Below are 10,627 nucleotides of genomic sequence, written 5' to 3'. Positions count from 1 at the left end.
CCCGGGGTCTATTCGACGCCGATGAGCAGCAGGGCGCCCTGCCGTCCGCCCCGGTACACGACCGTGTCCACGGCGAGGTACGACTCCCGTACGCGCGCCTCCAGGTGCTCGGCGACGGTCTCGGGTGCCTCGTCGCCGAGGACGAGGGTGACCAGCTCGCCGCCGGCCGAGAGCATGCGGTCCAGGACGGCCTCGGCGGTGACGGTGACGTCCGAGCCGATGACGGCCACGTCCCCGTCGATGAGCCCGAGGACGTCGCCGGCCTGGCAGATGCCGGCCATGGTCCAGGACTGGCGTTCGGCGACGGCGACCTCGGCGTAGCGGGTCGCGCCGGCCGCCGAGGTCATCTGGACGACGTCCTCGTCGAACCGGCGCTCCGGTTCGTGCACGGCGAGCGCCGCGATGCCCTGGACCGCGGAGCGGGTCGGGATCAGCGCGACCCTGATCCCCTCGGTGCGGGCCTGCTCGGCCGCGGCTGCCGCGGTGTGGCGCAGGTCGGCGTCGTTGGGCAGCAGCACGACCTCGCGCGCGTGGGCCCGTCGTACGGCCTCCACGAGCTCGCCGCTCGCGGGCGGCTCCCCGGGACGGGCGAGCACGGTGGTCGCCCCGGCCTCGGTGTACAGCCCGGCCAGGCCCTCACCGGGCACCACGGCGACGACGGCCCGCTGGGCGGGCTCGCGGCGCGGCCGTTCGGCACCGGTGGTGTGCACGTCTCCGAGGCCGAAGTGCGTGATGCGGATCCGGTAGGGCCGCCCGGCCTCGACGCCCACCTCCACGGCGGCGCCCGCGTCGTCGACGTGCACATGAACGTTCCACAGTCCGTCGCCGCCGACCACCACGAGGGAGTCCCCGAGTGCGTCGAGTCGCTGCCGCAGCCGCTCCACGGCGGTGTCGTCGGCCTCCAGGAGGTAGATCACCTCGAAGGCGGGGCCGTGGGTGCCGGGGGCGTCGGCGCACTCCTCGATGACGTCCGCGGGGACCTCGGCGGAGGTCATGTCCGTGTCGTCGCCCGCCACGCGCGCGTGCCCCAGGTCGCTCACCACCGGCACCGCCCTGGGCACCTCCCCGGTGAACGTCTCCACCAGCGCCCCCAGCACCGCCACCAGCCCCCGGCCACCGGCGTCCACCACGCCCGCCCGCTCAAGGACGGCGAGCTGGCCGGGTGTCGCGGCGAGGGCGGCACGCGCCCCGTCGTAGGCGGCCCGGGCGATCGTGCCGCAGTCGCCCTGCGCTCCGCCGGCCGCGTCGGCGGCGGCCGAGGCGACCGTGAGGACGGTGCCCTCGACGGGGTGGGCGACGGCCCGGCGGGCGGAGTCGGCCGCGTGCCGCAGGGCGAGCCCGAGCCCCTCGCCGTCGGTGTGAGCCGTCTCATCGTCGGCGGCGAGCACCTGGGCCATGCCCCGCAGCAGCTGGGCGAGGATCGTGCCCGAGTTGCCGCGGGCGCCTATGAGGGCGCCGTGCGCCATCGCGCGCGCGGCCTCGGCCAGTGCCGGTTTCCCCGAGCCGTGGGCGTCGTGGGCCTCGAAGACGGCCTCCACGGCCGCGGCCGCCGACTCGGCCGTGAGATAGAGGTTGGTGCCGGTGTCCCCGTCGGCGACCGGGTAGACGTTGATCGCGTCGATCTCCTCGCGCGCCCGGCCCAGCGCCCGCAGCGTCAGACCGCACCAGGTGCGCACCGCGAGAGCATCGAAGAATGTCTGCGGCACCTGCGCCACCTGCGCCTCCCCGGGCTCCTGGACTGGACGCAGCGTAGACCCCGGGCGGGTGCCGGCCGGAAGAGGGCCGGGAGCGAGTGCCTGATCAGACATGGTAGTTTCGTTCTACTGGCGCAGTCGTTGTATGCTGCTCCGGTTGCCCGATCCCGATCGGGCCATTCCCCTGGCAGCGCCACTCAGATCTTTGATCCTGCGATCTCGATCCCGGCCCGCCGGGATCCACCGTAAGTGCATCTGAAGTCTTTGGAGTGACCCGTGGCTGCCAACTGCGACGTCTGTGGCAAGGGGCCGGGCTTCGGCAACAGCGTGTCCTTCTCGCACCGCCGTACGTCCCGTCGCTGGAACCCGAACATCCAGCACGTCCGTACCGTGATCGGCGGGACGCCCAAGCGCCTGAACGTCTGCACCTCGTGCATCAAGGCCGGCAAGGTCTCGCGCTGACGCACCGCTGAAGCGCGCGGCCACTGCTGGTTCGCTGCAGAGCCGGTCCACCTCACGGTGGGCCGGCTTTTCGCATGCCCCGGACGTCAGGATCCCGGCGTGTCCCGGGTGAGCGCCCAGCCGTGATCCACGGGCCCGATCCCGCCGCCGAGCGCGAAGCCGGCGGCGATCGCGCCGGTGACGTACTCCTTGGCGGCCGTCACCGCCTCCGGCACGGACCGGCCCTTCGCGAGGTACGAGGCGATCGCGGAGGCGAGGGTGCAGCCGGTGCCGTGGGTGTGCCGGTTGTCGTGGCGGGGCGCGCGCAGCCAGTGCTCCGCGGTGCCGTCGGTGAGCAGGTCGACGGCGTCGCCGGTCAGATGGCCGCCCTTGATCAGCACCCACTTCGGTCCGTACGACAGGACGGCCGCGGCGGCCTCCCGCAGCTGGGACTCCGACTCCACCCGCACCCCCGTGAGCTGGGCCACCTCGTCGAGGTTCGGGGTGGCGACGGTGGCCACCGGGAGCAGCAGCCGCCGTACCGAGTCCAGGGCGGACGAGGCCAGCAGCGGGTCGCCGTGCTTGGAGACGCCGACCGGGTCGATCACGGCCGGGGCGTCCGTGGCCCCGACCAACTCGGCCACGGTCTCGACGAGTTCGGCCGAGGCGAGCATCCCGGTCTTGACGGCCTGCACGCCGATGTCGTCCACGACACTGCGGTACTGGGCCCGTACCGCCTCCACCGGCAGTTCCCAGGCACCCTGTACGCCGAGGGAGTTCTGCGCGGTGACGGCGGTGACGACACTCATGCCGTGCACGCCGAGCGCGAGCATCGTCTTCAGGTCGGCCTGGATCCCGGCGCCGCCGCCGGAGTCGGAGCCCGCCACCGTGAGCACCAGGGGCTTCACGACTCTATGTCCCCGCCGAAGTGGTCCCAGCCGCCCTTGCTGGTCCAGGGCGCCCCGTCGACCGTCACCTGGGGCAACGCGGACGGGTTGAGGACCTCGCCGATCACCTTCCAGCGGGCCGGGAGCTTCACGTCCGGCGGGAAGGTCGCCACGATCGCGTGGTCCTCTCCCCCGGTCAGCACCCACCGGAGGGGGTCGACACCGACGGCCTGCCCGATGTCGTTCATCTGGGTCGGGATGTCGATCGCGCCGGAGCCGATGTCGATCCGGACCTTGCTGGCCTCGGCGATGTGTCCGAGGTCGGCGATCAGTCCGTCGCTCACGTCGCACATCGCGGTCGCGCCGAGCGCGGCGGCGGCGGGGCCCGCGTGGTACGGCGGCTCGGGGCGCCGGTGCGCCTCGACGAACGCGCGCGGCGAGCGGAAGCCGCGGGCGAGCACCGCGTACCCGGCGGCCGACCAGCCCAGCCAGCCGGTCACCGCCACGAGGTCGCCGGGCTGGGCACCGGCCCGGGTCACCGGCTCCTGGCCCCGCAGATCACCGAGGGCGGTGATGGAGACCATGATCGTGTCTCCTCGTACGACGTCCCCGCCGACCACCGACGCGCCCGCGACCTGGCACTCGTCGCGCAGGCCGTCCATGAGCTCCGAGGGCCAGGTCACGGGGAGTTCGGCGGGTACGACCAGGCCGAGCAGCAGGGCGGTCGGGACCGCGCCCATGGCGGCGATGTCCGCGAGGTTCTGCGCGGCCGCCTTGCGCCCGACGTCGTAGGCCGTGGACCAGTCGCGGCGGAAGTGCCGGCCCTCCAGAAGGATGTCGGTGCTCGCCACGACCCTGCGGTCGGGTGCGGCGACCACCGCGGCGTCGTCGCCGGGGCCCACCCGGACCGCCGGGGTGGTGGTGAGACGGGAGGTGAGCTCCCTGATGAGCCCGAACTCGCCGAGCTCACCAACAGTGCCCTTCATGGCCCTTTACGCCCCTTCTGTGCCGTGCCGTGCCCGGTCGCGCGTCATCAGTGTCCTCGATACGGTCGAGGGGACCGTGAACTTCTGCCGTGTCCGCACCCCGGCACGGGTGTCCGCGTCCCCGCGGGTCTCCCCGCAGCGAGCGGCGACGCGATACCGTGGCGTTCCTTTTCCCCACATGATCCTCGTGGCCGCCCTGGAGGTTCCGTGGTACAGGCGTACATCCTGATCCAGACGGAGGTCGGCAAGGCGTCGACCGTCGCCGAGACGATCAGCAAGATCCCTGGAGTCATCCAGGCCGAGGACGTGACAGGACCGTATGACGTGATCGTCCGCGCACAGGCCGACACCGTGGACGACCTGGGTCGGATGGTGGTCGCCAAGGTCCAGCAGGTGGACGGCATCACGCGTACCCTGACCTGCCCGGTCGTCCATCTGTAGCCCCCGTCTACCCTTGGCCGGTGAACTTCTTCCGTCACCGGCCTCTCGGTCTGTCCGCGCTCGCCCTGCTGATCACGGTCGCGGGCTGCTCCTCCGCAGACGACAGCGCGTCGGCGGCGGTTCCCTCGCCGGGGGCGGGCGTCACGAAGCTGTGCCGAGAACTGGACCGGGTACTGCCGTCCAAGGTCGACGACCAGGACCGTCGGGATCCCGAGCCCGCGTCCGCGCTGACCGCGGGCTGGGGTGACCCGGCGATCATACTGCGGTGCGGTGTCGAGCGACCCGCCGAGATGGACGATCCGGAGGCCGACGGGGTCGAGGTGAACGGGGTGGGCTGGCTGTTGGAGAAGCAGGACGACGGGTCCTTCCGGTTCACGACGACGCTGCGCAAGGCGTACGTCGAGGTCACGATCCCCGAGTCCCGCACCGAGGACGGCATGGCACCGCTGGTGGACCTGGCGCCCGGCATAAAGAAGGCGATCCCCAAGGGAATCGCCGACTAGCCACACCCGAACACGCCGAGCCCCGTGCAACCGGCCTCGGAACTCCCGCCGACCGACGGCACAGTTCTCACCGACCGGCGGTGAGGTTCTTACCAACCGGTGTCCGGCGGCGGGAGTCTTGAGGACAGGCCGCCACCGAGGCACTCCGACCCGCCCTTGAGCGACAGCCGAGCAGTTGCGGCCCCACCGCCGAAGCACCCCCGACCAGACGCGGAAACAGCACCCACGCCCCGCGGACTCTCACCGACCAGCCCCAGAACCACTCGCGCGCCCCAGCGAAAGCCCTACGGCTCGACCGCCACGGCACTCCCGACGACCACCGAGTCACCTTCGACCAGCCGCCGAAGCCCTGCCGACCGACCCCCGAAGCCCCGTCGCCCCGCGGCGACCGGCAAGCTCCCGATCACCCCGGAAGCCCCACCGACCGCGACGGAAGCCCGGTCGGCCCCCGTCGCCGAAGTCGCCCGTGCCGCGCTACCGAAGCCCCGTCGGCCTGCGCAGGGCCGCTTCGATGAGGCGGTCCACCAGTTCCGGGTAGCTGATCCCGCTCTTCTCCCACATCTGCGGGTACATCGAGATCGGCGTGAAGCCGGGGAGCGTGTTGATCTCGTTGATCACGAACTCGCCGTCCTCGGTGAGGAAGAAGTCCGCGCGGACCAGCCCCTCGCAGGAGGCCGCCTCGAAGGCGTCGACCGCGAGCCGCTGGACCTCGGCCGTCTCCTCCGGGGTGAGCGGCGCCGGCACGATCCCCGGCGTCGAGTCGATGTACTTGGCCTCGAAGTCGTAGTACGCGTGCTCCGGCGGCGGCGGGATCTCCGCGGGGACCGACGCGCGCGGGCCGTCCTCGAACTCCAGGACGCCGCACTCGATCTCGCGGCCCCGCAGCGCCGCCTCCACGAGGATCTTCGGGTCGTGGCTCTGCGCCTCGGCGATCGCCTCGTCCAGGCCGGCCAGGTCGTCGACCTTGGTGATGCCGATCGACGAACCCGCGCGTGCGGGCTTCACGAAGAGCGGCCAGCCGTGCTCCCCCGCGAAGTCGACGATCTTCTTGCGGGCGGCGGACTCGTCCCGCTCCCACTCGCGCGGCCGGATCACCACGTACGGGCCGACCTTGAGCCCGAAGGAGGTGAACACCCGCTTCATGTACTCCTTGTCCTGGCCGACGGCCGAGGCGAGCACGCCCGAGCCGACGTACGGGACGCCGGAGAGCTCCAGGAGGCCCTGGAGGGTGCCGTCCTCGCCGTAGGGGCCGTGCAGGACGGGGAAGACGACGTCGACCTCACCGAGCGCCTTGGGCACCGATCCGGGCTCGCTGTAGACGACTTCGCGGTTCGCGGGGTCCACGGGGAGCACCACGCCGCCCTCGCTGGACTCGGCGAGCTCCTCGACGTCCGGCGTCCGGCGCTCGGTGATCGCCATGCGTTCCGGTTCGTCGGCCGTGAGCGCCCAGCGGCCGTCCTTGGTGATGCCGATCGGCAGGACGTCGTACTTCGTCCGGTCGATGGCCCGCAGTACGGCGCCGGCGGTGACCACGGAGATCCCGTGTTCGGAGCTGCGCCCGCCGAACACGACGGCCACGCGCGGCTTGCGAGGCGGCTGCTCAGGGCTCTGGGGGAGGTTCTCGGTGCTCATATCGCGATGAGAGTACCCGGTGGTAGTGCGCTGAGACAGCGCCCACCCCTGCGGCGAACGAGGCAAAAAAGCCGTCGTGGCTCAGTGTCGCTCGGGCTTCGCGCTGCGCGACATCAGCTCCTTGACGGCCACCACCGGGGACTTGCCCTCGTGCACGATGCCGACGACCGTCTCGGTGATCGGCATGTCGACGCCGTGCCTGCGGGCGAGATCCAGCACGGACTCGCACGACTTCACGCCCTCCGCGGTCTGCTTGGTGACCGCGATGGTCTCCTGGAGGGTCATGCCCTTGCCGAGGTTGGTGCCGAAGGTGTGGTTGCGCGAGAGCGGCGAGGAGCAGGTCGCCACGAGGTCGCCGAGACCGGCGAGTCCGGAGAAGGTGAGCGGGTCCGCGCCCATCGCGAGGCCCAGCCGGGTCGTCTCCGCCAGACCGCGCGTGATGAGCGAGCCCTTGGCGTTGTCGCCCAGTCCCATGCCGTCCGCGATGCCGACGGCGAGACCGATGACGTTCTTGACGGCACCGCCCAGTTCGCAGCCCACCACGTCCGTATTGGTGTAGGGGCGGAAGTACGGCGTGTGGCAGACGGCCTGGAGGCGCCGGGCCACCGCCTCGTCGGTGCAGGCGACCACGGCGGCGGCCGGCATCCGGGCGGCGATCTCCCGCGCGAGGTTGGGCCCGGTGACCACGGCGATGCGGTCGGCGCCGACCTTGGCGACGTCCTCGATCACCTCGCTCATCCGCATGGCGGAGCCGAGCTCGACGCCCTTCATGAGGGAGACGAGGACGGTGTCGGGCGCGAGCAGCGGGGTCCACTCGGCGAGGTTGGCGCGCAGGGTCTGCGAGGGGATCGACAGGATCGTGAAGTCCGCGCCGGCGGCGGCCTCGGCGGCGTCCGTGGTCGCCCTGACGTTCTGCGGGAGCTCCACGCCGGGGAGGTAGTCGGGGTTCGTCCGGCTGGAGTTGACGGCCTCGGCGACCTCCGGACGACGGGCCCAGAGGGTGACCTCGCAGCCCGCGTCGGCGAGCACGACACCGAAGGCCGTGCCCCATGAACCGGCGCTGAGAACCGCCGCCTTGACGGGTTTGCTCACTTGCTCTTCTCCCCCTCGTGACCGCTCTGGGCCTGGGTCCGGCGCCGCTGCTCGATCCGCTCGCGGCGCGGATCGTACGCCGTCTCGGGTGCCTTCTCGCCCCGGATGATCTCCAGCTGGGCGGTGACGGCGGCCATGATGACCGCGGTGGCCTCCTTCAGGAGGTCCGGGGTCATCTCCTTGTCGTAGAACGGCGACAGGTCCACGGGGGGCCCCGCGAGGACGTGCGAGGTCTTGCGCGGCCGGAAGTGCAGCTTCTTGGCGTACGGCGGCAGCAGTTCGTTGGCGCCCCACTGCGCGACCGGGATCACCGGGCACTTGGTCTGCAGGGCCACGCGCGCGGCGCCGGTCTTGCCGGTCATCGGCCACTGGGCGGGGTCCCGGGTGATGGTGCCCTCGGGGTAGAACGCGACGCATTCGCCGCGTTCCACGGCGTCGATGGCGGCCCTGAAGGCGCTGAGCGCGTCGGTGGTCTCGCGGTAGACGGGAATCTGTCCCGTGCCGCGCATGACGGCGGCGACGAATCCCTTGCTGAAAAGACCGCTCTTCGCGAGGAATCGCGGAACGCGCCCGGTGTTGTACTGGAAGTGGGCGTACGCGAAGGGATCGATGTGCGAATTGTGGTTGACCGCGGTGATAAATCCGCCGTCAGCCGGAATGTGCTCCATTCCACGCCAGTCCCGCTTGAGCAGAACCACGAGCGGCGGTTTGGCGATCACCGCGGCCAGGCGGTACCAGAAGCCGATTCTGCGGCGGGGCACGCGGGACACCTTCCTCTAGGGCCTGGGGGGCCGCACAAGTGTCGCCCCGGGCCGTCCGTCTGTCGAGAACACCGTACGCCCCGCCACCGACACCGCCAGATGGGGCGCGTGACGACTGAGTGACAATGGCGGCGAGAAGAGAAGGACGGAACGCTGGTGCAGTGGACGTTGGTCATCCCGCTGAAGCCCCTGGCGCGGGCCAAGAGCAGGCTCTCGGACACCGCCGACGACGGGGTGCGGCCCGGCCTGGCCCTCGCCTTCGCCCAGGACACCGTGGCGGCCGCGCTGGCCTGCCCGTCGGTCGGGGATGTGGCGGTCGTCACGGACGACGCCCTGGCCGGCCGGGAGCTGACGGCCCTCGGCGCCCGCGTCGTCCCCGACGAGCCCCGAGGGGGCCTGAACGCGGCCCTGGCGCACGCGGCGGCCGTCGTACGGTCGACGCGTCCCGGCAGCGCCCTCGCCGCCCTGAACGCCGATCTTCCGGCGCTGCGGCCCCTGGAATTGGCGCGGGTCCTCGACGCGGCCGCCGAATTCCCGCGCGCTTTTCTCGCGGATGCCGCGGCAATAGGCACCACCCTCCTGGCGGCCCGGAAGAACGTGGAATTGCGCCCTGCCTTCGGCCCCGATTCACGCGCCCGCCACCGTGCCTCGGGAGCGGTGGAACTGGCCCTCACCGCGGTGGATTCCGTACGGCAGGACGTGGACACCGGCGAGGACCTGCGGGCCGCGCTCGCGCTCGGGGTGGGACCCCGGACGGCCGCCGCCGCGGCGCGGCTGCTGATACCCGGGCAGTAGGCTGCGGCCATGCAGGCGACCGCGTACACGTACGACCCCGAAAGCCGTAGTGGGCAGGTGCTTCTGGACGACGGCACCCCAGTGCCCTTCGACGCGCCGGCGTTCGACGCGGGAGGCCTCAGACTGCTGCGTCCCGGGCAGCGGGTGCGGATCGAGATGGCCGGGAACAAGATCACCCTGGTGACCCTCCAGACCTTCTGAACCCCCCTCGCACACGCCGCGGGCCGGACTCCCATGCGGAGTCCGGCCCGGCGCGTGAGTGCCCCTGTGCCCTTACCTCTTGCGGGCCGTGGCCTTCTTGGCGGTGGTGGTGCGGGCCGCCGACTTCTTGGCCGGCGCCTTCTTCGCGGTGGCCTTCTTGGCCGGAGCCTTCTTGGCCGTGGTCTTCTTCGCCGTGGTCTTGCTCGCGGCGGTGGTCTTGGCGGTGGTGCCGGTGGCCTTCTTGGCGGGGGCCTTCTTCGCCGTCGTCTTCTTGGCGGTGGCCGTGGTCTTCTTGGCCGTCGTCTTCTTGGCGGTGGTCTTTTTGGCCGCGGCGGTCTTGGCGGTGGCCTTCTTCGCGGCCGCCTTCTTGACCGTGGCCGAAGCCCCGCCGGTCAGGCTGCCCTTGGGCGCCTTCTTGACCGCGACGTCGTTCTTCGGGAGCTTCTTCGTGCCGCTCACCAGGTCCTTGAAGCCCTGACCCGCGCGGAAGCGCGGAACGGAGGTCTTCTTGACCCGAACCCGCTCGCCCGTCTGGGGGTTGCGGGCGTAACGGGCCGGACGGTCGACCTTCTCGAACGAACCGAAGCCGGTGACCGAGACCCGGTCGCCCGCGACCGTCGCGCGGACGATGGCGTCCAGGACCGCGTCGACCGCGTCGGCGGCCTGCTGGCGGCCGCCCACCTTGTCGGCAATCGCTTCTACGAGCTGCGCCTTGTTCACGTCTTCCCCTTCGGAGACATCGCCCGAACGAAAGTGTTCAAGCTTTTTCGCACGTTAGGCAGATATATACCGCAAATCAAACACGAAACGGGCTTATCACCCTTGTGCCGCAACGAACTCGGCTGCTCTGGACTTGTTCAGCGTTCCTCTTCCGGGATTCGCCCCGCGTCGAGGTCAGTCATGAACCCCTCCAGACGCCTTGTCGCTTCGACGACGTCGTGCTTGGCCGCGGCCGTAATGACCAGCAGCTTCCGGGTCAGCGCCATCCGTACGCCCTCCGGGACTTGCAGTGCGCGCACTCTTGCGTGCGCTTCCTTCAGTTGGTCCGCGACTGCCGCATAGAGCTCGAGTTGGCCGTCGTGTTCCATGCACAGATTGTGCCATCTGGGGCGAGTTGTCGCCTGCTAGGGGTGCAACTGCCGCCTCAAACGGCCTTCCGGGCACATCCGGAAGCCACGGCTACAAGGGACGCGT

The 10,627-nt window shown here is 71.2% G+C and carries 13 protein-coding genes; 5 read left to right on the top strand and 8 right to left on the bottom strand.

Annotation, left to right across the window (positions count from 1 at the left end; translation table 11 throughout):
* Nucleotides 1-8: 8 nt before the first annotated feature.
* Nucleotides 9-1,715 (bottom strand): DAK2 domain-containing protein, encoded by a 1,707-nt coding sequence (locus tag M2163_RS33875; protein WP_280895852.1) that lies wholly within the window; start codon nucleotides 1,713-1,715, stop codon nucleotides 9-11.
* Nucleotides 1,716-1,970: 255 nt separating this feature from the next.
* On the opposite strand from M2163_RS33875, the gene rpmB reads away from it, so the two are divergent.
* Nucleotides 1,971-2,156 carry a 50S ribosomal protein L28 gene (gene rpmB / locus M2163_RS33870; protein WP_020138726.1) on the top strand — a complete coding sequence of 62 codons (186 nt, stop codon included), beginning with the start codon at nucleotides 1,971-1,973 and terminating at the stop codon, nucleotides 2,154-2,156.
* 86 nt (nucleotides 2,157-2,242) lie between these two features.
* On the opposite strand, the gene thiD is transcribed toward rpmB, so the two are convergent.
* Nucleotides 2,243-3,043 carry a bifunctional hydroxymethylpyrimidine kinase/phosphomethylpyrimidine kinase gene (gene thiD / locus M2163_RS33865; protein ID WP_280895851.1) on the bottom strand — a complete coding sequence of 267 codons (801 nt, stop codon included), beginning with the start codon at nucleotides 3,041-3,043 and terminating at the stop codon, nucleotides 2,243-2,245.
* Nucleotides 3,040-4,008 carry a thiamine-phosphate kinase gene (locus M2163_RS33860; protein ID WP_280895850.1) on the bottom strand — a complete coding sequence of 323 codons (969 nt, stop codon included), beginning with the start codon at nucleotides 4,006-4,008 and terminating at the stop codon, nucleotides 3,040-3,042. The genes thiD and M2163_RS33860 overlap by 4 nt, the downstream gene beginning before the upstream one ends.
* A gap of 207 nt (nucleotides 4,009-4,215) precedes the next feature.
* Here M2163_RS33860 and M2163_RS33855 point away from each other — a divergent pair, with 207 nt between their 5' ends.
* Together M2163_RS33855 and M2163_RS33850 are read left to right on the top strand one after the other, a co-directional pair.
* Nucleotides 4,216-4,449, top strand: a complete 234-nt coding sequence (locus M2163_RS33855; protein WP_003997603.1) for an Lrp/AsnC ligand binding domain-containing protein — start codon at nucleotides 4,216-4,218, stop codon at nucleotides 4,447-4,449.
* Nucleotides 4,450-4,469: 20 nt separating this feature from the next.
* Nucleotides 4,470-4,952: a DUF3515 domain-containing protein gene (locus M2163_RS33850; RefSeq protein WP_280895849.1), complete on the top strand. Its 483-nt coding sequence runs from the start codon at nucleotides 4,470-4,472 to the stop codon at nucleotides 4,950-4,952.
* Between the two features lie 474 nt (nucleotides 4,953-5,426).
* Here the strand turns inward: M2163_RS33850 and M2163_RS33845 are convergent, their stop codons facing one another.
* The 3 genes from M2163_RS33845 to M2163_RS33835 form a co-directional block, all read right to left on the bottom strand.
* Complete coding sequence (locus M2163_RS33845; RefSeq protein WP_280849105.1) at nucleotides 5,427-6,584, bottom strand: D-alanine--D-alanine ligase family protein; 1,158 nt, start codon at nucleotides 6,582-6,584, stop codon at nucleotides 5,427-5,429.
* A gap of 81 nt (nucleotides 6,585-6,665) precedes the next feature.
* Nucleotides 6,666-7,676: an NAD(P)H-dependent glycerol-3-phosphate dehydrogenase gene (locus M2163_RS33840; RefSeq protein WP_280849106.1), complete on the bottom strand. Its 1,011-nt coding sequence runs from the start codon at nucleotides 7,674-7,676 to the stop codon at nucleotides 6,666-6,668.
* On the bottom strand, nucleotides 7,673-8,437 hold the full coding sequence (locus tag M2163_RS33835; RefSeq protein ID WP_280849107.1) for a lysophospholipid acyltransferase family protein: 765 nt from the start codon (nucleotides 8,435-8,437) through the stop codon (nucleotides 7,673-7,675). The genes M2163_RS33840 and M2163_RS33835 overlap by 4 nt, the downstream gene beginning before the upstream one ends.
* Before the next feature lie 156 nt (nucleotides 8,438-8,593).
* On the opposite strand from M2163_RS33835, the gene cofC reads away from it, so the two are divergent.
* A complete protein-coding gene (gene cofC / locus M2163_RS33830; protein WP_280895848.1) occupies nucleotides 8,594-9,232 on the top strand; it encodes a 2-phospho-L-lactate guanylyltransferase in 639 nt (212 codons plus the stop codon).
* Between the two features lie 9 nt (nucleotides 9,233-9,241).
* Nucleotides 9,242-9,433: a hypothetical protein gene (locus M2163_RS33825; protein ID WP_280895847.1), complete on the top strand. Its 192-nt coding sequence runs from the start codon at nucleotides 9,242-9,244 to the stop codon at nucleotides 9,431-9,433.
* A gap of 72 nt (nucleotides 9,434-9,505) precedes the next feature.
* Here M2163_RS33825 and M2163_RS33820 read toward each other — a convergent pair whose 3' ends face one another.
* Together M2163_RS33820 and M2163_RS33815 are read right to left on the bottom strand one after the other, a co-directional pair.
* Complete coding sequence (locus M2163_RS33820; RefSeq protein WP_280895846.1) at nucleotides 9,506-10,153, bottom strand: HU family DNA-binding protein; 648 nt, start codon at nucleotides 10,151-10,153, stop codon at nucleotides 9,506-9,508.
* Between the two features lie 137 nt (nucleotides 10,154-10,290).
* Nucleotides 10,291-10,521: a hypothetical protein gene (locus M2163_RS33815; protein WP_280849110.1), complete on the bottom strand. Its 231-nt coding sequence runs from the start codon at nucleotides 10,519-10,521 to the stop codon at nucleotides 10,291-10,293.
* Between the last annotated feature and the right edge of the window lie 106 nt (nucleotides 10,522-10,627).

Source organism: Streptomyces sp. SAI-135 (genome assembly GCF_029893805.1).
Lineage (GTDB): Bacteria > Actinomycetota > Actinomycetes > Streptomycetales > Streptomycetaceae > Streptomyces.
Note: the sequence above shows the minus strand (reverse complement) of the source record. Positions and strands in the feature narration are given on the sequence as shown.

Bases quoted from the DNA above. Each gene is read 5' to 3' on its own strand.
- M2163_RS33845 (WP_280849105.1), bottom strand. From the start codon at position 6,584: ATGAGCACCGAGAACCTCCCCCAGAGCCCTGAGCAGCCGCCTCGCAAG.
- M2163_RS33860 (WP_280895850.1), bottom strand. From the start codon at position 4,008: ATGAAGGGCACTGTTGGTGAGCTCGGCGAGTTCGGGCTCATCAGGGAG.
- M2163_RS33825 (WP_280895847.1), top strand. From the start codon at position 9,242: ATGCAGGCGACCGCGTACACGTACGACCCCGAAAGCCGTAGTGGGCAG.
- M2163_RS33815 (WP_280849110.1), bottom strand. From the start codon at position 10,521: ATGGAACACGACGGCCAACTCGAGCTCTATGCGGCAGTCGCGGACCAA.